At 41.5% G+C, this 19,867-nt stretch carries 22 protein-coding genes; 13 read left to right on the top strand and 9 right to left on the bottom strand.

Annotation, left to right across the window (positions count from 1 at the left end; genetic code table 11):
* Window positions 1-81 precede the first annotated feature (81 nt).
* The 3 genes from HQK88_11270 to HQK88_11260 are packed head-to-tail and all read right to left on the bottom strand — an operon-like array spanning window position 82 to window position 3,158.
* On the bottom strand, window positions 82-1,239 hold the full coding sequence (locus HQK88_11270; protein MBF0617381.1) for a glycosyltransferase: 1,158 nt from the start codon (window positions 1,237-1,239) through the stop codon (window positions 82-84).
* Complete coding sequence (locus tag HQK88_11265) at window positions 1,194-2,798, bottom strand: hypothetical protein (protein ID MBF0617380.1); 1,605 nt, start codon at window positions 2,796-2,798, stop codon at window positions 1,194-1,196. Before HQK88_11265 ends, HQK88_11270 begins: the two co-directional genes overlap by 46 nt.
* A gap of 15 nt (window positions 2,799-2,813) precedes the next feature.
* On the bottom strand, window positions 2,814-3,158 hold the full coding sequence (locus tag HQK88_11260; GenBank protein MBF0617379.1) for a hypothetical protein: 345 nt from the start codon (window positions 3,156-3,158) through the stop codon (window positions 2,814-2,816).
* 458 nt (window positions 3,159-3,616) lie between these two features.
* Here HQK88_11260 and HQK88_11255 point away from each other — a divergent pair, with 458 nt between their 5' ends.
* From HQK88_11255 to HQK88_11245, 3 genes are read left to right on the top strand one after another with little or no spacing between them, the layout of a single operon-like run.
* Window positions 3,617-5,488 (top strand): carbamoyltransferase, encoded by a 1,872-nt coding sequence (locus HQK88_11255; GenBank protein ID MBF0617378.1) that lies wholly within the window; start codon window positions 3,617-3,619, stop codon window positions 5,486-5,488.
* Between the two features lie 29 nt (window positions 5,489-5,517).
* On the top strand, window positions 5,518-5,667 hold the full coding sequence (locus HQK88_11250) for a hypothetical protein (GenBank protein MBF0617377.1): 150 nt from the start codon (window positions 5,518-5,520) through the stop codon (window positions 5,665-5,667).
* 7 nt (window positions 5,668-5,674) lie between these two features.
* The gene (locus HQK88_11245; protein ID MBF0617376.1) at window positions 5,675-6,037 is read left to right on the top strand and encodes a hypothetical protein; all 363 of its coding nucleotides are present in this window, start codon (window positions 5,675-5,677) and stop codon (window positions 6,035-6,037) included.
* Here the strand turns inward: HQK88_11245 and HQK88_11240 are convergent.
* The 3 genes from HQK88_11240 to rsmA all read right to left on the bottom strand — a co-directional run bounded on the left by HQK88_11240 (window position 6,021) and on the right by rsmA (window position 8,702).
* Window positions 6,021-7,091 carry a glycosyltransferase family 9 protein gene (locus tag HQK88_11240; GenBank protein MBF0617375.1) on the bottom strand — a complete coding sequence of 357 codons (1,071 nt, stop codon included), beginning with the start codon at window positions 7,089-7,091 and terminating at the stop codon, window positions 6,021-6,023. The genes HQK88_11245 and HQK88_11240 overlap by 17 nt on opposite strands.
* 66 nt (window positions 7,092-7,157) lie before the next feature.
* A complete protein-coding gene (locus HQK88_11235; protein MBF0617374.1) occupies window positions 7,158-7,826 on the bottom strand; it encodes a hypothetical protein in 669 nt (222 codons plus the stop codon).
* 105 nt (window positions 7,827-7,931) lie between these two features.
* On the bottom strand, window positions 7,932-8,702 hold the full coding sequence (gene rsmA, locus HQK88_11230) for a ribosomal RNA small subunit methyltransferase A (protein ID MBF0617373.1): 771 nt from the start codon (window positions 8,700-8,702) through the stop codon (window positions 7,932-7,934).
* Between the two features lie 156 nt (window positions 8,703-8,858).
* Between rsmA and HQK88_11225 the strand changes: the two genes are divergently transcribed.
* The 7 genes from HQK88_11225 to HQK88_11195 all read left to right on the top strand — a co-directional run bounded on the left by HQK88_11225 (window position 8,859) and on the right by HQK88_11195 (window position 15,481).
* Complete coding sequence (locus HQK88_11225) at window positions 8,859-10,157, top strand: beta-ketoacyl-[acyl-carrier-protein] synthase family protein (GenBank protein ID MBF0617372.1); 1,299 nt, start codon at window positions 8,859-8,861, stop codon at window positions 10,155-10,157.
* A gap of 8 nt (window positions 10,158-10,165) precedes the next feature.
* Complete coding sequence (gene fabG, locus HQK88_11220; protein ID MBF0617371.1) at window positions 10,166-10,909, top strand: 3-oxoacyl-ACP reductase FabG; 744 nt, start codon at window positions 10,166-10,168, stop codon at window positions 10,907-10,909.
* 2 nt (window positions 10,910-10,911) lie between these two features.
* A complete protein-coding gene (gene acpS, locus HQK88_11215) occupies window positions 10,912-11,307 on the top strand; it encodes a holo-ACP synthase (protein MBF0617370.1) in 396 nt (131 codons plus the stop codon).
* Between the two features lie 4 nt (window positions 11,308-11,311).
* Entirely contained in the window at window positions 11,312-11,764 is a 453-nt protein-coding gene (locus HQK88_11210; GenBank protein ID MBF0617369.1) for a beta-hydroxyacyl-ACP dehydratase, read from the top strand.
* Between the two features lie 19 nt (window positions 11,765-11,783).
* Window positions 11,784-13,091, top strand: a complete 1,308-nt coding sequence (locus HQK88_11205) for a hypothetical protein (protein MBF0617368.1) — start codon at window positions 11,784-11,786, stop codon at window positions 13,089-13,091.
* Window positions 13,092-13,195: 104 nt separating this feature from the next.
* On the top strand, window positions 13,196-14,980 hold the full coding sequence (locus HQK88_11200) for a trypsin-like peptidase domain-containing protein (protein MBF0617367.1): 1,785 nt from the start codon (window positions 13,196-13,198) through the stop codon (window positions 14,978-14,980).
* Between the two features lie 21 nt (window positions 14,981-15,001).
* Complete coding sequence (locus HQK88_11195) at window positions 15,002-15,481, top strand: hypothetical protein (GenBank protein ID MBF0617366.1); 480 nt, start codon at window positions 15,002-15,004, stop codon at window positions 15,479-15,481.
* A 75-nt stretch (window positions 15,482-15,556) separates the two neighbouring features.
* Here the strand turns inward: HQK88_11195 and HQK88_11190 are convergent, their stop codons facing one another.
* From HQK88_11190 to HQK88_11180, 3 genes are read right to left on the bottom strand one after another with little or no spacing between them, the layout of a single operon-like run.
* Complete coding sequence (locus HQK88_11190) at window positions 15,557-16,951, bottom strand: hypothetical protein (GenBank protein ID MBF0617365.1); 1,395 nt, start codon at window positions 16,949-16,951, stop codon at window positions 15,557-15,559.
* On the bottom strand, window positions 16,932-17,537 hold the full coding sequence (locus HQK88_11185; GenBank protein MBF0617364.1) for a hypothetical protein: 606 nt from the start codon (window positions 17,535-17,537) through the stop codon (window positions 16,932-16,934). Before HQK88_11185 ends, HQK88_11190 begins: the two co-directional genes overlap by 20 nt.
* Window positions 17,537-17,914 (bottom strand): hypothetical protein, encoded by a 378-nt coding sequence (locus HQK88_11180; GenBank protein ID MBF0617363.1) that lies wholly within the window; start codon window positions 17,912-17,914, stop codon window positions 17,537-17,539. The genes HQK88_11185 and HQK88_11180 overlap by 1 nt, the downstream gene beginning before the upstream one ends.
* 215 nt (window positions 17,915-18,129) lie before the next feature.
* On the opposite strand from HQK88_11180, the gene HQK88_11175 reads away from it, so the two are divergent.
* The 3 genes from HQK88_11175 to HQK88_11165 all read left to right on the top strand — a co-directional run bounded on the left by HQK88_11175 (window position 18,130) and on the right by HQK88_11165 (window position 19,838).
* Window positions 18,130-18,333: a hypothetical protein gene (locus tag HQK88_11175; protein MBF0617362.1), complete on the top strand. Its 204-nt coding sequence runs from the start codon at window positions 18,130-18,132 to the stop codon at window positions 18,331-18,333.
* 108 nt (window positions 18,334-18,441) lie between these two features.
* Complete coding sequence (locus HQK88_11170) at window positions 18,442-19,209, top strand: ParA family protein (GenBank protein ID MBF0617361.1); 768 nt, start codon at window positions 18,442-18,444, stop codon at window positions 19,207-19,209.
* Window positions 19,194-19,838: a hypothetical protein gene (locus HQK88_11165; protein MBF0617360.1), complete on the top strand. Its 645-nt coding sequence runs from the start codon at window positions 19,194-19,196 to the stop codon at window positions 19,836-19,838. The genes HQK88_11170 and HQK88_11165 overlap by 16 nt, the downstream gene beginning before the upstream one ends.
* Window positions 19,839-19,867: the final 29 nt, after the last annotated feature.

Raw genomic sequence — 19,867 nt, 5'->3', positions numbered from 1 at the left:
TTATAATAACCTGTGTGATGTTAACATAATATCTAATCCCTTGTAAAGAATAAATGTTGCGATGTCTAATTTGATTTCTTATCAGGCAATCGGCTTTTTAAATCCTGTTGAATCCAGCATACGTTTTATTTTGTTTTTTCTTTTGCTGTCGGCTATAAGTATGGCATCAATGTCAGCAAAGCATCTATCATCTGTGCACTTATTGAGATCATACAGGGGAAGCCCGTTAAAGGAATCGGCCTCAACTGATATATCTATGAAAAATTTAACATCCACGCTCTTTCTTCTGCACTTTATTAGGAATTTTTCACCCTCCGGGCTTGCCCCAAATATGGCAATATTCTTAACAAAATTAAGAATAAAGAACCTTTCAAGAAACTCCATAGTATCAATGATTTGAAACTTCACAAAATATACGAAATGTGCTGCCTTACCGATGAACCGGTTAAAACGGATAATATCTATGCAGTTAAATTCGATAAATATCTTCACACGCTCAAAAACTGGCAGGTATTTCCAGTACACTTTGGAAAACGTAAAAAGATTATTTTCAAAACATATGTTTTCTTTGGACTTTGTGCCGTCAAAACGGCGATAGGTTGCAAGTAATACATCAATTTTACAAAACTTATAACGCAAGGCAGACCTTAGCAGGAAATCCCAATCCATAGTGTAGTGGTTTTGGGTATCGAAAAGCCCGACTGTATCAAGCACCTCCTTTAGAAAGAAATACCCCCCTGGGTTATAGCAAAATGAGTTAAACCTCCACCACCTGAGCATTGAACTAAAATCAACATGAGGCTCATTTATCCAAAAAGTTCCATTTTCACTAAGTACCCGCACATTGCCTACGACAAATTTCCCGCCTCTTTCAAAATATGGCAACACTGCACTGAAAGCCCCCGGCTCTAAGTAGTCATCGCTGTTTAAATAAACGACAATGTCCCCCCTACACATAGAAAACCCCTTGTTCATTGCATCCGACTGCCCACTGTCAGGCTCAGATATCCATTTAAGGTGGGGATAGCTTTTGAGTATTTCTAACGTTTCATCCGTTGAGCCGCCATCCACCACAATGTGTTCAAAATTCGGATACCCCTGAGAAAGCACACTTTCAATGGCATCTTTGATGTATCTTGCACTGTTTAAAGACGGTGTTATAACTGATATGAAAAGTCCGGACATCTTTGTGTCTATTTGTCCTGCCGGTTGTTTGTCAAACCGAACTGTTCTCTCCAATTTTGCAGGGTCTCAGGGTTATCGGTTACTTTAAAAATATGAAACCTGTTTTTGGCAGTGGATTGGGAGTCAACCTCCAGGATGTATTTCCAGTTTGACAAAAGCTCCGGATTGGGTGTTACGTTTAAGATTGTGGTAAAGTTATATTTTTTGAAAAACTCCCCCATTTCCGGCCTGTACTTGTCACGCAGCATAAAACCTTTTCTGTTTGAGTAGTATAAAATTCGAGAGTTCCAGTCAACATCAGTAATAATTATGTATTCGTTTTGCCCGGTTATGGATGATAGAAAATTTGTAAGGGACATTCTGGAATTGTATTCGTTTTGAGTAAGAGGGAACCGTAGCTTAGTAATTGCCACTGGAAGCACTGTTAATGTAATAAAAGTGACTGCAATAAAAAGAACAATTTTGTTTCCTCTTATGAATTTATAAAAAAATGCATAAAGAGAAGTTCCAATCACTATAGAAACCATCGGGCTTACTGCCATCAGGTAATAGTTATGAATTACGTACAGATTGAAAAAGGAGGAAATTTCAAAAATAATCCCTGTAAGGCTAAAGAGAAAAAAAAGTGCGGTCTTTTTATTTTCTTTCAGAGTGTACCAAAAACCAAATGGGATGAAAAGCGCTAAAAATCCAGGCACCATGACGTGTAAAAAGCCTGATATTTTTAACCAGTTTGTGATGTCAAGCCTTTGTTTGAGAGTGCCATAGTTCCAGTCTGAGAGATTTTTTGAGGTCAGCCATGCGGTAAAAGGTGATGAGTTTTTAACGTAGTCAGTGTAGAGCACCCATGCGTAACCCAAAATAAGCGGAATTATAAAAACAAGAACAATCAGAGCGGCAATTTTTTTGTTTTTACTTAAGAACTCACCCGATAACAAAGCATTGCTGTTATCAGCTCTGACCCAAAGCTGATATACTGAAAAAGCAGCCATCAAAGGAATAAAAACAAACACGGTAGTGATTTTGGTTAAATACGCAAATATTCCAAAAATTAATGAAAGATAAAAAAAAGCAGAGGAAAGCGGCTTTTCTCTGCTTTCAAGCCACCTGATGAGAAAAAACAGATAACCCGTGGAAAACGCAACCGAACAGTAATCAATCATACATGTGCGGCTCCAATATATGCTGTAGGGATTGAAAAGATAATAAAACAAGATAAAAAATGGCTGTTGTTTTTCCTTAAAAAAGCGTGTTGAAATCAGATATAAAAACAGTGCTGATATATAAAAATAAAAAATGTTGGTAATCCGACCCGCAACGTCAATATTTTTGATACCTGATCTATTAAGGAGAGCTGCGGATATTTGAAAAGTTGGAAATTCAAATGGCACTCTCCACGGAGGGCCAAAAAGCGGGGTTTCATATTCAAAAAACTTAATCCCCTCCTCTACAAAATTCCGGATGGTTAAGGCGGTCTGAGTTTGCCTGAAATCATGCTCCTCAAAAAGAGGTGAGTTTATATTAACAACCCTGATTGCAATGGAAAGGACTATAAAACAACAGACCATCACCACCGTACGGCTTTTAAGTTTAAATCTATCGGAGGTTGTCAATTTCTCAATCAGACATTAAAAATTAAGATTCAGGATAAGTTCGACCTCACCCTGAGTGATGCCCAAAATGTCGGCTATCTCATCAATCTTAAGTCCTCTGCGAGCAAGCGCCACTACCTCGTACCGGCGGTTTGATTCCGATGGCTGACTGCTGAGACAATCGTTGACGTGCATGAGGCGCTCAAGGTTTGCGATTTTTGACTCAACCGAGGCCTCTATTGCCTCCAGAATCTCCACCTGCTTGCTTAACCTCTTAAAGGCGCTGTCAATAAATTTCTCAAACCTTGCCATCTCAGCCCTTATGTCATCTGCAGATGCTTGCTCAGTTTTAGTCTTTGTACTAACAGTTTGCTTATCCATTAAAATTACCCCCCCTTTTTATCAATTAACGTTAAGGGTACATATTATTACTTACTAATAGACAAATTATAGCAATTATAGTGCCAAAAATGAAATAAAACCGGTTTTTTGGTAAATTTAGGAAATATTTTCTGTTGTGTGGAATTATTCTTTTGTTTTCAATGTGTTATCTGATTGAACAAAATATCGCTACAGGTACTGATTATGATTTTAGCTGGACGATAAGCATCGTCTCGTCAATTAAATGACGGGGTCGCTAAAATTTTTTTGAGTTATAGGGCAGTCACAGGGGGTTGCCCCCTACTGTTCATAGCGGCTATAGTTGTTGGTGTTATCTACCTAATTTATAAGAACAAGAAAAAAGGAATATGATAGCCTTTTAGTTTCAATGTATAGTACAATTTCCTTGCAATGAGCTCAAGAACTCGTATAGTGTTTGCTTCTAAGAAGACTAACCAATGGGTAAAGTAATACTGGGGATTTCTGCGTTTTACCATGACTCTGCTGCCGCTTTGTTAAATAACGGATATATCGTTGCGGCAGCTCATGAGGAGCGTTTTACCAGAAAAAAGCACGACCCGTCTTTTCCCAAACATGCTATTGAGTTCTGTCTGAAATACGGAGGATTTGACATATCTGAGGTTGACATCGTTATCTTTTACGATAAGCCGCTGCTTAAGTTTGAGCGCCTCCTTGAAACCTACTATAACTTTGCGCCAAAGGGAGTGCGCTCTTTTATTTCGGCGATTCCGGTTTGGCTTAAAGAAAAACTGTTTTTACGTAAACTCCTGACTGATGAGCTTTCAAAAATTGGCAAACTCCAGAAGGAAAGACCTCTTCTTTTGTTTTCTGAGCACCATTTGTCTCATGGCGCCTCAGCGTTTTATCCAAGCCCGTTTTCAGAGGCGGCTGTGTTAACCGTGGACGGTGTTGGAGAGTGGGCTACGGCCTCCATTTCTTATGGGAAAGGCAATAACGTTACAATGCTTAGGGAAATGAAATTTCCCCACTCCCTTGGTCTCCTATACTCGGCTTTTACTTATTTTCTTGGCTTTAAGGTAAACTCCGGCGAATACAAACTAATGGGACTTGCCCCGTATGGCAACAGACAAAGCTCTCAAGTTGCCCGGTTTAAAGACATCATCCTTAAGACGCTGATAGACGTTAAAGAGGACGGCTCGGTGTTTTTAAATCAGGATTATTTTCAATACGCAACAGGGCTATCCATGGTTAACGATACTCAATGGGCAAAACTATTTGGTTTTAAACGCAGGGGTGCTGAGGAGGAATTAGTTCAGTGTCACGGTGACCTGGCACTTGCCATTCAAGAGGTAACTGAAGATATTGTAATAAAGATGGCACAAACGGCAAAAAAACTGACTGGTTCAAAAAATCTCTGCATGGCCGGAGGTGTGGCGCTTAACTGTGTAGCCAACTCTAAACTCCTGCTTGAAAAAGTGTTTGAAAATATCTGGATACAGCCTGCCGCTGGGGATGCCGGAGGAGCTCTTGGCGCTGCATATGCCGCTCATTTTATGTATGACGGGCAAAACCGCACAGTTGATTTTTCTGTCATGGACTTGATGCAGGGAGCGTACCTTGGCCCCGAGTTTAGTGATTTGGATATTAAACTAACTGCCCGGAAATATAAAGCGCCATATACATTTTATGAGGACTTTGATGCGCTATGCCAACAGACCGCCTCAGCTCTTGCCGATGGCAAAGTGGCCGGATGGTTTCAGGGACGGATGGAGTGGGGGCCGCGCGCTCTGGGCAACCGCAGTATAGTAGCAGACCCCAGAGACAGGGAGATGCAAAAGCGGCTTAATCTAAAAATTAAATACAGGGAGGGATTCAGACCCTTTGCCCCATCCGTTTTGTATGAGGATGTGTCTCAGTACTTTAGCATAGAAACTCCCTCGCCATACATGATGTTTGTTGCCGATGTTGTTAAGGAAAGGCAAATTCCGCTGCCTGTGGGTTATGAAAACTTATCGGTCAGGGATAAACTCTATTTTATACGTTCTGATATTCCAGGCGTAACTCATCTGGATTATTCAGCAAGGCTTCAAACCGTACACAAAGAAACTAATCCGCAGTATTATTCGCTGATTCATAAATTCAAGGAAAAAACCGGCTATTCGCTCGTTGTTAATACAAGTTTTAACGTACGAGGGGAGCCAATTGTGTGCACTCCGGAGGATGCTTACCGGTGTTTTATGAGAACCGATATGGATTGCCTCGTAATGGGTAATTTTATGTTTGATAAGTCAGCTCAGCCACCTTTGCCTGAGAAAGGAAACTGGAAAAATGAATTTGTACTGGATTAGGATATAATCTACAAATTAGGAGGTAACTGATGGGGATTCTGAAAGAGCTTTGGGATTTTTTAAAAGAAAGAAAGAAGTTTTGGCTTTTGCCTATAATAATCGTACTGTTACTGATAAGTTTGTTAATCGTGTTTGCGGGCGGCTCTGCAGTGGCTCCTTTTATTTATACACTGTTTTAGAGATAACATGAAAGATAAAAATGAAATATTAAAAACGATAGACGTTTTGGCGCTGGCATCGTTGGTAGCGTTTATAGTGTTTAAAAAACCGGCTTTTCTGTTACTTGCGGTGTTTTTTATTGCTATAAATGTGCTGGAATTAAAGCTTGGCGCAAAAATAGCTGAGCTTTGGCTTAAATTAGCCCACCTTATCGGCACGTTTAACAGTAAGATTCTACTCTCACTTATATTCTTTCTGTTTCTGTACCCACTCAGCATTCTCTACAGGGCGCTGAACAAAGGGTCAGTTAATATGTTTAAAAACAAGGAATCACATTTTGACCCTGTCAATAAACCTTTTGATAAGGACTCTTTTAAGAAGCAGTGGTAATAAGTCTGAGCTGGTCTAAAACGTCATTGACGGTTATTTCTCTGATGCACTTTTGCGCAAATTTACATGCCGGAGTGTAGCCAAACTTTGTGCATGGGCTGCAGGGCAGGTTTCTATTCAAAATAGCATGAATTTTACCCTTTGGCCCCCATTTCTTTTCAATACCGGAACCAAACAGCGAAACCGTAGGAACACCAAGGGCTGCGGCAAGGTGTAGAAGTCCTGAGTCTGCTGTGATTAATGCCCTTGAGCCTTTTAGCAGCATGGCAGTCTCTTTAAGCGTTGTTCTGGCACAGTAGTTAACTGCCCCCGTGCACTGTTGCATAATTATATCGGCATCCGCTGTGTCGGATTTGCCTCCAAGGATTACCACATTAAAGCCCATATCCATAATTGTTTTTGCAGTCTTAGCGTAATTATGACCGCCCCAGCGTCTTTCTTTAACTGTTGCTCCGGGAAATATGCACACATAGTTACCGTATAAATGGCTCTCAGGGTGTGCCGGAGAGTTAAGAAACGGGACGTCGGTAGTAAATTTATAATCTTTACCGGTAATTGTGGTGATAAGTGAAAGAAAACTGTCTGCCTCGTAAGTATCATGGCTGTAGTCGGTCTTGTGAGTGAAAAACTTTCCTCTTTCGTTAGTGTTAAACCCTACTTTTATGGCGGCTTTCATAAAATAACTCAACAGTGCCGACAATCTGTGCCATTGTTCGGTATCTATAATGATATCGTAACTGTTTTTAAAACAATTGAGCAAATCAGTGGCTTTGTCGTAGAGATAGAGTTTATTTACACCGGTATAGATAGTGAAAATGCCTGAGTTTCGTTTTTCGCAAAGAATATCTGTTTTAAGATCAGGATATTTCTTTTTTAGCTCCTCAATCGCAGGAATCAACAATACGGCATCCCCAATACCTCCCGGTCTTATAATTAGCGCTGATTGGGGTGATTTCAGACATCTATGCGGTTTTTTACGCACCGCTGGCAGCATAACGGCAAGTGCTCTGCCTAACACAGAATCAATGGTCTTTAAAACCGTTATATTATTCACTGCGAGCTGAAAAAAAACATGTAAGGTGTGTGGAGGAAACGGTAAGCGAGGACATCGTAAAACTAATTAATAGCTGTCATCGCCCTTTGCGACTTCAGTTAACTCGTGTATATCGTTGTATCTGCTGTTTAAGTGCTTAAGTACCTTAGTTCCAAGCGGTGTAATGGAATAGCCCTGAGCTTCACTGCTGGATATTAGTTGCAGTTGTTTTAACTTAACCATAAACATTTTTATCATATCAGAGGGAATGTCAACCGGTTTTTCAAGGTCTTTAAAGCGCACATGCCCTTGCTGTTTAAGCAGTTGTAATGTTTTTGCTATCCACGGCTTGAAACTCTTTTGCTCCAGCATAAGCAACTGCTCTTTTATATTGAAGATATCTGACTCCTTAATATTACCCATAGCTCTTTGATAGTCTTCAATATTCTCACCAAGATATTCAAACTCAATGCGGACAGCCCTTTCCGTCTCATAACTGCACTCAATGTCCACATCAAGGGCTTTCATAAAATGGAATCGGAAATCCTCAAACGTCTCGTAACCAGCGCACCGTATCTCCTCTTCTGTTATATCAGCGATATCTTTAAAGTTAACATCAAGCACTCTAAGATAACCGACATTTTGTGCTCTGTAGATTTTACCCTTCAGAAACTTAAATGTATCCCAATACCTAAAAGCAAGCGTCACCGTTCCGGCTCTTATGCCATCCCGCCGTATCCTATCAAATACCAACATCGTCCTAAGCTAAGCATAACATATATAATAAAAAAAATCAAGCTGTTTTATGTACTTAACCTAAAATTATTTTTGATAATAAATGGGAGTATTTCAAATCTACAACTAATGAGAATTATTATATAAATTGTTAGCTATAGCTGCAAACTCATGTACTGAGAGAGTTTCGGGCCTTGCCATTTCATTTATTTTTAATTCAGAAAGGACATCTCTTACGGAGGGAAACAGTGTTTTAAGGCTGTTTAAAATGGTTTTTCGCCTTTGTGAAAAAGCGGTTTTTACTGTTTTGTAAAATATTTTTTCATTATCAACCATTGCAGCCGGTGACTTTAACATATCTATCACGATAAAGGCAGAGTCAACCGCAGGGGGCGGCCTAAAGGCATTCCTTGATATGATAAACTTTATACTGGGTAAGGCAATGTACTGAATCACAACAGACAGGGCGCCGTAGGACTTATTGCCCGGAGGGGATGCAATCCGCTCTGCAACCTCTTTTTGCATAGTAAACGCCATTGAGCTCAGACGGGGTCTTTCCTCGAGAAGCCTGAAAATCAGCGGTGTTGTTATGTAGTAAGGGATATTCCCCATGGCTTTAAAACTCGTAATGCCTGAATAATCAAACTTCATGGCGTCAGCGTGGACTAACTGAAAATCAGCCCGCGGTGGAAAACGCTTGCAAAGACGGTCATAAAGCAGACGGTCAAGTTCAATCGCTATGACTTTACCGGCAGTCTCTACAAGCTTCTGTGTCAGAGAACCTGTCCCCGGTCCGATTTCAACAACCACGTCCTCATTCGTTATACCTGAGGCAGAAACTATATTCGAAAGAATCCCCTCATCATAAAGGAAATGCTGGCCTAACTTTTTTCCCATGGGCTGATTAAACTCCTAATTCAATATAAGAATGCTTTAATATAGACTAAGTTACAAACTAAGTCAAAATAAAAATGTAGTAATTAAGCAAAATGAAACTTGATTACCTCCATAATCCTCTTGACCACTCAAAATAGAAAGTGCCAAAATAACACCATGACAACACCGGGCAAAAGACGTGTTGTGGTGACAGGGCTTGGGCTTGCCACTGCTCTGGGACTTGAAGTCAGCGAGTGTTGGGACAAGGTACTAAGTGGTGTCTCCGGAGTTCATAAACTTAATCTAAATGGCGCTGAAAACTCACCGGTTCAGTCTGTAGCGGCTGTTTCAGAGAGTGATTTAAGCCGCATAGAGGCTGAGTTTCATAAAGACATTGAGAGAGCCGGAGAAAAACGGACTCTGTTTGCCCTTTGGGCAGCTAAACGGGCGCTTGAGGACGCTGTCCTTTTACCTTTTTCCGGTAATAGGTGGCGATTCGGTACGGTGCTTGCGGCAGGCGCTCCTGTAAACAGGCTTGAAGATATTTATTGCCATGTTAGTACCGGCAAAAAGTTTGATTACGAGAGCTATTTGCAAATCACAAAGGAAATCCATCAGGAATCAATGCTTAAAAACAACTCCAACCGGGCAGCCGCTTTGATAGCTAAAAAGTTTAACTTAAACGGTGTAAATGCTACCGTTACAACTGCCTGTGCCTCGGCTACACAGGCTATAGGTACGGCTTACGGATTGATTAAACGCGGTGAGCAGGATGTGATAGCGGCAGGCGGAGCAGATTCTATGATAAACCCCATAGGGCTTGTATTTTTTGTGCTTTTGGGAGCTGCCTCTGTATCAACAGATAAACCTGAGCTTGCGTGCCGGCCTTTTGATAAAAAGCGCTCAGGGCTGGTTATGGGTGAAGGCGCTGGAATTGTAATCCTAGAAGAGCTCCAACATGCTCTAAGCAGGGGTGCTAAAATCTACTGTGAAGTCGCCGGGTACGGCTCCTCTATGGATGCCTTTCAGGTTACAGCCCCTCAGCCGGATGGCTCAGGAGCTGAGGCCTCCATGCGCGCAGCGCTGACAGATTCCGGTATCGCTCTTGATTCCATTGACTATATAAACGCTCACGGTACCAGCACAAAACTTAACGACACTGCTGAGACCATTGCCATAAAGAGAGTTTTTAATCAGCACGCTAAGGACATTTGCATTAGTTCAAGTAAGTCTATGACAGGACATTTGCTTGCAGCCTCTGGGGGCCCTGAATTCATATTTACAGTGTTAAGCACTCATAACGACGAAATTCATCCTACTATAAATCTCACAAACCCCGACCCTAAGTGCGACCTTGATTACGTCCCTAACGTCAAACGCATGAAAACTGTAAGAGCCGCTCTTTCCAACTCGTTTGGCTTTGGCGGACAAAATGCCTCCGTTATTGTAAAGAAGTACCCCGATAAGTTAGTATAACTGTGCTTATGAAAACTGATTTAAATGGGCAGATTGCTCTTGTTACTGGGGGCGCAAGAGGTATAGGACGGGAGATCTGTACTGCTTTGAAAGAAGCCGGAGCATTTGTCATCATTAACTACGCAAAGTCAGCCGATGCCGCTCAGGTGCTTAAAGATGAGCTTTCACCGATGGCTGATGTAATCAAAGCAGATGTCTCAAACTATACCGAGGTGATTGCCATGTTTAAGGAGATTACCGCTGCACATAAGGGCCCGGATATCTTAGTTAACAATGCAGGGATTATCAAAGACACTCTGCTTATGGCAATGGAGCCCTCAGACTGGGACAAAGTGTTGGATGTAAACCTTAAGGGCACATTTTACTGCACTAAGTTTGCCTCAGAAATAATGATGGGTAAACACAGAGGAGCAATCATAAATATTTCATCCATATCGGCTATAAAATGTTCACGCGGGCAAACTAACTATGCAGCCTCTAAGGGTGGTGTTGTATCATTCACAAAAGCGTGTGCCGTTGAGCTTGCTCCTAAGGGGATAACAGTAAATGCGATTTTACCCGGTATGATTGAAACCGATATGAGTGCAAGGGTCAGAAAGCGGGCAGGGGAGCAGATTCTTAAAACAATTCCTATGGGCAGATTCGGCACACCCTCCGATGTTGCAGGAATTGTAGCATTTTTAGCCTCCTCCAGCGCCTCATACATAACCGGACAGATTATAGCCGTTGACGGCGGCATGAGTGTGTCTTAGAAATGGTGCTATATCAGGGCATAGACATTATAAACATACCAAAGTTTAAGCAGTTTTGCGAAAGACATGCAGCTGCGGCAGGTGATATTTTTACAGCCTGTGAAATCGCCTCCTCAAAAGAATACAGGAAATCTGTGGACAGGCTTGCTGGCAGGTTTGCGGCTAAAGAAGCATGTCTGAAAGCGCTTGGCCTTGGGTTTACAGGCACTTTCGCGTTCGGAGTTTTAAATCAGATTGAGATAAATAACAAACCTTCAGGAAAACCTGAAATTACTCTGCATGGGTTTGTAAAGAGCGTTTCTCAGAGAAAGAAGATTAACAGCTTTAACGTATCCATTAGCCATAGCGGTGATTATGCCGTCTCTATGGTCACATTAATATCGGCACCGGAGGCATAAAACCATGCGGTTTTTACTGATAGACAGAATAGTCGAGGTAATTCCCGGTAAATCAATCAAGGGGATCAAAAACGTCGCCATGTCTGAGGATTTCCTGGAGTTTCATTTCCCTCGAAATCCTGTGATGCCGGGCGTTATGCTTATTGAGTCGTTTGTTCAACTGGCTGGCTGGCTTGTTGGAGCAACAAGTGAGTTCAAAGAGTGGTTTTTGCCTGAGCAGATAGAAAAAGCGAAATTTTATAGTTTTGCCCTTGCCGGCGATCAGGTGGAACTTGAGGTTACTCTTACAAACAGGGATGAAAACGGGAGGCTGACTTTCTCAGCAACCGGACAAGTTTTAGGAAAAAAGAAAGTAACTACCGTGTTTTCAGGTACTACTGTAGAGTTAGACCAACTGGAGACTCCCTCCGACATAGAGCATATGTATAAGGTTTTAAGGCGGGATTTTCAGCTTTGAGCTTGGAGGCACATTAAAATTGAAAGAGGCAGCAATCACAGGGCTTGGAATAATCACATCTGTTGGAAAAGGAGCAGATGAGCACATAAGAGCTGTTAAGGACAAACAGACCGGTATAAAGGAGAGAGCAGGCAGCGGCGGGATATATAAGTATCAGGGAGTTGTTAATAACTTAAGTTATGATTTTGAAATACCTGCTAAACTTGCCGGTCAGATGAAGTTTTTAAACCGAGGCTCAACTTTAGGCCTAAGTGCCGCACTAAATGCAATTAAAGATGCCGGTTTGACTCCTGAGAGCTGCTCTGTCGGAATTTCTCCCGGTCGCCGGGCACTTTACATAGCAACCGGAGATTTCACAAAAGTCGGTTATGATTTCATGTATCCTGCCACACAGGCGGCTGCAGCAGTGACAGGTAATGTAATAGATTATGAAAAACTCAACAAATCGGCACTGGCTAAGGTTAGTCCTTTTTTCCTGCTTGAATCCATATCAAATAACTTGTTCAGTGTACTTTCTGCTGTGTTGGATTTTAAGGGGCCAAACACAACGCTTTCAAGTTTGTCCCCTTGCGGGGGGCAGGCTCTTGAACTTGCGCTGCGCAGTATTAATCAGGGGCGTGCCGATATTGCACTAGCTGTGGGCTGTGGTAGTTGGCTTTCCCCTGTGCCGATGTATGAGATGGAGGGTCTTGGTTTGCTATCGGCCTGCAGTGCAGGGGCAGCATCATTCAGGCCATTTGACAGAAGACGTGATGGTTTTATTGCTGGCGAGGGAGGTGCTGCCATATTGCTTGAGCGCTACGATATTGCCAAAAGCCGTGGCGCTAAAATTTACGGTTTTATCAGAGGGGTTGGAAACTTTGTGGAGCTCTCCGATACTCCCTCTATAAGTGTCCCGGAAAAAGTCATAGAAAAGTGTATGCTTACGGCTCTCCGGCAATCCAACACAGAGGTATCCTCTCTGTCATTTATAAGTCCTCACGGAAGCGGCACAAAAAAAGGTGATGCCTCAGAGATACGTTCAGTACTTTCAATCATAAACGGAAAACCAACACCCGTTTGCGGTATGAAACCCTACACAGGACACATGGGAGCTGCCAGTGACATAGGAGAGATAATCATAGGCATAAAAACACAAGAGGCCATGATAATTCCGGCTACTCCCAATTTCTCCTCGTTAGATAAAACTTTTATTGACTCTGGCGATAATAAGACAATACTGATTTCTGATGACCATATACAAGCCTCTGCAAAAGGAAATTCGTTTCTGTCCGTAAGTTATGGCGTAGGTGGCCAGTCCTCTGCTGTTGTTGTTGAAACCTGCTAAAGAATTTTATACTTTCTGCCGAATTTAAAGTGTGAGCACAGTACAATTACTATATCTCCGTGATACGGTTCCATAGCTTGTAACATTAAAATTGAGGCTTTAATATGATATTTAGTAGAAACTGCCAATTAACGGCTTTTTTAATTGCGCTTTTTTTAATACCGGCAGCTTATGCTGAGGCTATAAGCACCTCACCAAGCAGACGGGTTACCTCTGCGCCTGTAAAGGCTGATCCTTACATACAAACACTTAATTTTAACACTCAAAGACAACCCTCTGAAACGTTAACGATACCTATTCCAACTGATAAGGTGAATAAACTGAAATCTGAATCCTCTACGGAAACTAAACAGTACCAGGTTTCCACTCATATTGATATACCAGAGGCTGGCAAGTCTATGTTTACACCATATATGAGACAATTACAAACAAAGGGCGGTTTAAGTTCAAAGCGCGTAGCCATCTATGCTAAGGATGCTGTGTTTATCAGGCCACACTTTTTAACAATTCCATCAAATGTCAGCGTGTTTATTTATGGTGTGGATGGACAGTCCTCGGCACGCGGGCCTGTGACAGACAATAGCACCAAACATAAGGGGGACGGATTCTGGGGACCTCCGGTAGCAGGGGATTTTCTTTTTGTAGAGGTAGTGGGAGACAATTTTGCCGATGTCTCAGACCTTGTTATTGATAAAATAAGTTATGGTTTTATTAATCCTCTAAGTACGGGCACAAACTCCTCAGAGCTCTCTTGTAATGTTGACGTAAATTGCTCATCCTCGACAGCCGCATCATATAAAAACGCAGTGGCTTTAATTTATTTTGAAAAAAGCGACGGTGGCTACCTTTGCTCAGGCTCCATGATAGCCGACACAGCCGCCTCTAACACAAACTGGTTTCTCACAGCCAACCATTGTATATCCTCCGGCACAGAAGCCAGCACTCTTGTTGCCTATTTCGGTTACAGAACCAGTTTATGTAACGGTACAGTACCAAGTATTTCAAATACATCATGGGTAGATGGTTCTGATTATATTGCAGGCACATCTGCTTCTGACGGCACTGACTTTACGCTACTTAAGCTTCATAGCAACCCTCCTGCGGGCACATATTATCTTGGCTGGACTACTAACGATATTAGCGAAACAGTGGATGGTATTCATTATCCGAAGGGCAGTTATGAAAGAATTGCCGAGGGCTCAGTTTACTCAACTTCTATTTTATGGAGTGGCATAAATAATGAAGGTTTTGCAACAATAAATTTTACCTCAGGGATAATTGAAAATGGGTCATCCGGCTCCCCTCTTATGTTAAAGTCATCCGGTAAAATTGTCGGTCAATTGTATGGCAGTGATACATCCAACTCCTGTAACAGCTCTACCAGAATTGCTATTTATGGTAAGTTTGCAAAATCATACTACAACTATGGGCTTTCCGCGTATCTTAACTCATCTTCAGCTAATAATGCCGGTTCCTCAGTCACATACAACATACCGTTTTTAAATACAAATTCCAATGTAGCCACTTACTGTTGGCTTTCAAACACCCTGACGGAAACCGCTACCGCGACCTTTACTGTTATGTCAAACAACTCATCTGCATTGCCGTCTCAGACTGCTAGTTCAACAAATATTTTCATAGCCGGGAAAAAAACTACAATGTTAACTTTCAATGGTCTAAGTATTACATCAGGCGCAACATCTGTTGATTTATCAAACGACATAAGCGGAAACAGCATATCTTATGCGCTTAAAATGCTCTTAACAACAATCGGCACAGATGCTACATGTGAATCAATAGGGATGTCATGTTTTCAGGGCACTACCAGCCCCAGAAGAAACCTTAAGGGATATACCTGTAATGACAACAAAAACCATTACGATTTTTAATATTAAAGCAGGAGGCTTGCTATGCTAAAAATTCTTATAATTATGATACAAACCTTAATTATTTTTACATCCTGGCAAATGGATGTAAAAGCAGGCACCGCAACGTACAATTTACCTTTTTTGAATACTCATACCAATTCAGTTACTTACTGCTGGCTCTCAAACACTACAACAGGCAGCGCTACAGCCGCCTTCACAGTAATGTCTAATAATTCATCCACATCGCCTGCTCAGATTGCTAATTCAACAACAATTTCTATATCAGGCAAACAAACAGCACTATTAACTTTCACAGGCCAAAGTATTCAATCAGGTTCAACCTCAGTTAATATAGCAGGTGATACAAGCGGTAGTAGTATCTCATATGGCCTGAAAATGGAAATAACCGGTAACTCTGTAACATGTGAATCATTAGGGATGTCATGTTTTCAGGGCACTACCAATCCTAAACGCAATCTTGCTGGATATACTTGTAATGACGGTAATCACTATGGTTTTTAGATTAACAGGAATTATTCCAGATTTGTAAGAGAAAGAGGGGTTAAGGGAGAGTATAATGACCTCTCCCTCATTATACTATTCTACGTACAATTCCATGCACACCCCGTTTTCTGAATAGGCAGATGTGCCTGCCGGCACTATCTCTTTAAGCCAGAGAGCCGATTTTGAAGGATGTGTCTTAAATTGCATCGTGTCATTTGTTGCCCATGTACCGCCCCAGGCATTTGTAGGGACTGAGAAGTACTTCTTAGCAACGTTGCCATTATTAGGCGTAAACGTAGAGTTAATGCTACCTGTGCCAACACTGCCTGCATATGTACCCGAACATGTAAACGCTGTTGCTGATGTAAAAGTAAAAGTCCATGTGTCCTCGATTGTGCCCTCATTGTCGAGTGTCAGTTTCGTTAAGTCAAACGTTCCAGAACCCGATATTGATTTGTTGTCTGCAGAAGTTTTTATATCTCCCAGTGAAAGTCCCACAGCACTGTACGTACCTGATGTGCTGTAGCTATTAGCAACCTGTTCCACAGTTTTAACCGTTAACACATTTCCGCTCCAACTCCATGACTGTTCTGTGTAGTCAGCAGTTACATTTGTGCTGTTATCAGGTGCTGTTGAAAATGTTATTGAATATACTCCGGCATTTGAAATCGTACCTGAACTTATGGATGTCCCTGAAATCGTACCTGAACTGTTTGTTGTGGCTTGATATTGCACGCTCCCAATTGAATATTTTATGACTACAGTGGATTGTTTAACCGGCGTATGTGATACTGTGCCGGTAAAAGAAGTTTGGGAACCCGTACCAGCGCCTAAAACCTCGGCGCTGTGGCTGTTATTTTGCGATGTAAGGTATTCAAGGTTTCCATTTGTGTTATAGCTAAATACCTTGTTGCTGCCCAGATATGTTCCGTACGGATACATATCTTCATCTTCGGTGTCTGACGGGGTTTGTTTTATCCACCTGGAGCCATTATAATAAACTGAGTCAAAGGCTTTAACATCAGAGTCCATTGTCTGCGATGTCAGAAAGTGGCTGTTTATAACAATTACCTGTCCGTTGTCAATGTAGAAATCATTGTTTTCAAACAGGATGGATATCTGTTGTGCTCCGGCTGTAATAGCCGAGTTAAGGGAGCCTCCGCCTGCCCAGTTGTAGCTTGAGTCGAGATCATTTTGTGTATCTGACTGAGTACCTGCCGCTATGTAAAATCTGTCTCCAGCCGGGGATGGAAAGATTAAGTAAGACAGCACTGAGGCTGCAGTTTCGCCGCTGCTGTTTTTATTCCACAAAAAGAACTTCCGATACCGAGTCTTTCCATCAATACGTTCCGGCCGTGTTACGCGCGGAAACAGGTTATGCTTTTGACGGTTTGTTATTGTAGTATATCCAGCCCTCCCTCCGTTTGCTGTTGTGTCGGTTACAGTTGCCGGTTTAACATAAGATATATCACTCCTTGTTACTGACATTTGTTACTCCTCCTTTATCTACTACATTTTCTAAACTGACACTCCCTTTGCCACAGCCGCTGCAACCTTTTTTCAGAGCTACAGACACGGGGGTCGCTGACCCCTCAAATTGTGAAACTGGTACACCTCTAAAGCCGCGAGGCATTCCTATAAAGGTTTTCTGTTCAACACTGAAAATTGACGACAGTGATACCGGATACCGCGTATCAAATAATATTTGAAGTGCTATCACGGGTTTAGTCTCTAAACCAGCGTTATATAAAAAGCTAATTGTAGCCATCCGCCTTGCATCGTAGTATTCAAATACGCCAATCATGTTTGTATCTGTGTTTTCTGCTGCAATAGATGCCTTCATATGAGATGGGAACAGTCCATTTCCAAGATTTATGATTTCTGAAAATGGGAACGGGTTGCTTTTAAAGCAAAAACTGATACTCTCTAAGACATCGCTCAATATGCCTGGGGTTGCTAACCCCACGTTTGTTTCACGTCGCACAATTGTAACCTGCGCGCCTTTAATTGTGTCAAAATAACTAATGATTTTACTGTCGTCACAGTTATCACCCCATACAATACTTTCTTTCATCAGACCTCCATAAGCTTTATAACACCGTAGAAATAGTCATTGTCTATGAACTCAGCCGCATCTGTTACCGGCGTAAACTCTAAAACAGGGGAATCTTCATGGCGAAAGCGCACGGTAAATGTATCTCCATTATAATTAAGCTCATAAGTCTCTCCATAAACACTTGCCATATCAACAAGCATCTTTAAGTCCTTGTACGTAATCCATCCGTAATCGCTGCCACTGGTAAGGTCTATGATTTGTCCGGTAATCTCAGTTCCATAAATAACGACGTCACCGCTGAGAGTTCTTTCCACTGTCTCAGATATCCCTGTCCACTCAAACCAGTTAGGCCATGTCAAGTCATTTGGCAATATTACGTCACCTAATTTTATCACTGTTACTTAACCCTTCCTTTTTTTTTTACGTGTACTCATACATAATTATTTACAATCTTGAATTGGTTTTGTGTAAAAACTGATAAACAGCCAAAAAAAATTGATTGTTAAAAGAAAAAATTTTCATAAATTAAAGTTTGTGCTCCGATCAACCGATAGAGGATTAAAGACTTTACGGTAGATCTTTATTGCTAACAACAGGGGGTGACGGTTAAATGGATGTAAGCGGAGCAAATATTTCGGCTTCACTTGGTGCTCAGCAGGGCATGTTGGTAGCTAAAAAAGCTCTGGATCAAATGAAAGCCGAGGGTCAGATGGCTTTGAAATTAGTGCAAAGTTCAATGGCAGCAGGCCAGCCGCAGGCACAAAATGCGCAGAACCCTGAAGGAACCGGTAATATTGTTGATGTGCGCGTTTAAGTGATGCACTAAACATAATTTGCTTAAATTCAAAGTGTTATTGACAGCTACTGCAAATTTTTGTTACTATAAGGTTGATATATAAATCTGTGCAGAGGGGGATGCTGTTTGGTAACCATATGCCTAGCTAACCACAAAGGTGGTACAGGCAAGACGTCGTTGACAATTAATCTGGGAACTTATTTTGCTAGAAAAAAGCTCAAGGTTCTGCTTGTTGATATGGACCCGCAGGGACACGTAGCACCAGGCATAGGCGTGGAGGTTGGATACAATGACCGTTCGATGGCTGATATCCTTTCAAATCAAGAGGATATTTCTAACATAATACAGAAAACTCCTGTAAAGAATCTCGATATTGCTCCTGCTAACATACGCTTAAGTCTTGTTAATGAGACACTTTATAATTCTTTTAAGCGTGAACGCCGTCTTATGAAATCAATGGATTCAATTTATAAAAACAAAACCTACAATCTGGTAATTATAGACTGTCCGCCGTCACTGGGCCCGCTTATTGAAAACACGCTTATGGTGGTGGATTATTGCCTTATACCGTGTGAACCCTCAAGCCGGTCCATAGACGGTCTGGCTGATTTTATTCTGAAATTGAAGGAGGTCAGAGAGGGTGCACTGGATGATAACTGGAGCATTGTGTTATCGAGAGTAAAAAAGGCCGCAAGACTAACAAATGAGGTCATAGAGGAAAAACTCTCTGACTATAAGGACAGAATATTGAAAACCAAAATATATGAAAGGGAATCAATCAATCAGGCACAGATGGCTGGTATTCCGGTGTTTGACTTTCCTCGGGGAGCGCAGGCTTCTGATAATTTTACTAAATTTGGGAAGGAAGTTTCGATACAGTGCCGAATAAAATAAAAAAATTGATGATTGATGGCGGCTCCCGCTTAAAAAAACAAAACAAGAAAGCCGAAACTCATAAAGCAGCGAAGAGTGGTGGAAAGGGCTCCGTTGTGAAATTGAAAAGTCCGGTAAATAAACTAAAGGACTCCGGTAAGACCATTACATATAAGGACTTATCAACCACCGAAAGTGCTCTTTTAGATGATGCAGTGGACAAATTAAAAGCTGCTGTCATGGCTGATGAAACAGATAACCTCTCAGAAGGTAATGATGATTCCTTACATACTGCAATGCCAGAGAATCCGGATGATTTCATAGCAAGGAACATAACTCCTCAGATGAAGGAGAGTTTAAAGTTTGTCCTGAAGTCAAACATCAGCCTTGACTGTCTTGAGGTTATCGAACAGGTTTCAGTTGAAAACAAGAATCTGGTTAATTTTTTAAAGAAAATTGACAAGTATGATCTGGCAAAAATTTGTGAAATAACAGATGAAGATAACTACGTGATAACTGCAAAGATGCTGGTTATAGCACTATTAAACAAAATAAGTAAAAATGAAATAATCCACAAACTTCTACGAAGAACCGGAGCTCTGATACAAGCTCTGAGACGTCTGAAAGAACTCCTTCTTGCCAACCTTTAAAAGTTCCGTGCATAAGTTCTATTACAGCT

The sequence above is a fragment of the Nitrospirota bacterium genome, assembly GCA_015233895.1.
Lineage (GTDB): Bacteria > Nitrospirota > Thermodesulfovibrionia > Thermodesulfovibrionales > Magnetobacteriaceae > Magnetomonas.
This window is presented reverse-complemented; position numbering and strand designations above follow the sequence as displayed.

Excerpts from the sequence above, each read along its gene's own strand:
- HQK88_11195 (MBF0617366.1), top strand. The coding sequence starts at position 15,002 with ATGCTAAAAATTCTTATAATTATGATACAAACCTTAATTATTTTTACA.
- HQK88_11245 (MBF0617376.1), top strand. The coding sequence starts at position 5,675 with ATGAAAGATAAAAATGAAATATTAAAAACGATAGACGTTTTGGCGCTG.
- HQK88_11210 (MBF0617369.1), top strand. The coding sequence starts at position 11,312 with ATGCGGTTTTTACTGATAGACAGAATAGTCGAGGTAATTCCCGGTAAA.
- HQK88_11190 (MBF0617365.1), bottom strand. The coding sequence starts at position 16,951 with ATGTCAGTAACAAGGAGTGATATATCTTATGTTAAACCGGCAACTGTA.
- rsmA (MBF0617373.1), bottom strand. The coding sequence starts at position 8,702 with ATGGGAAAAAAGTTAGGCCAGCATTTCCTTTATGATGAGGGGATTCTT.
- HQK88_11200 (MBF0617367.1), top strand. The coding sequence starts at position 13,196 with ATGATATTTAGTAGAAACTGCCAATTAACGGCTTTTTTAATTGCGCTT.
- acpS (MBF0617370.1), top strand. The coding sequence starts at position 10,912 with ATGGTGCTATATCAGGGCATAGACATTATAAACATACCAAAGTTTAAG.
- HQK88_11260 (MBF0617379.1), bottom strand. The coding sequence starts at position 3,158 with ATGGATAAGCAAACTGTTAGTACAAAGACTAAAACTGAGCAAGCATCT.
- HQK88_11175 (MBF0617362.1), top strand. The coding sequence starts at position 18,130 with ATGGATGTAAGCGGAGCAAATATTTCGGCTTCACTTGGTGCTCAGCAG.
- HQK88_11255 (MBF0617378.1), top strand. The coding sequence starts at position 3,617 with ATGGGTAAAGTAATACTGGGGATTTCTGCGTTTTACCATGACTCTGCT.
- HQK88_11185 (MBF0617364.1), bottom strand. The coding sequence starts at position 17,537 with ATGAAAGAAAGTATTGTATGGGGTGATAACTGTGACGACAGTAAAATC.
- HQK88_11250 (MBF0617377.1), top strand. The coding sequence starts at position 5,518 with ATGGGGATTCTGAAAGAGCTTTGGGATTTTTTAAAAGAAAGAAAGAAG.
- HQK88_11225 (MBF0617372.1), top strand. The coding sequence starts at position 8,859 with ATGACAACACCGGGCAAAAGACGTGTTGTGGTGACAGGGCTTGGGCTT.
- HQK88_11235 (MBF0617374.1), bottom strand. The coding sequence starts at position 7,826 with ATGTTGGTATTTGATAGGATACGGCGGGATGGCATAAGAGCCGGAACG.
- fabG (MBF0617371.1), top strand. The coding sequence starts at position 10,166 with ATGAAAACTGATTTAAATGGGCAGATTGCTCTTGTTACTGGGGGCGCA.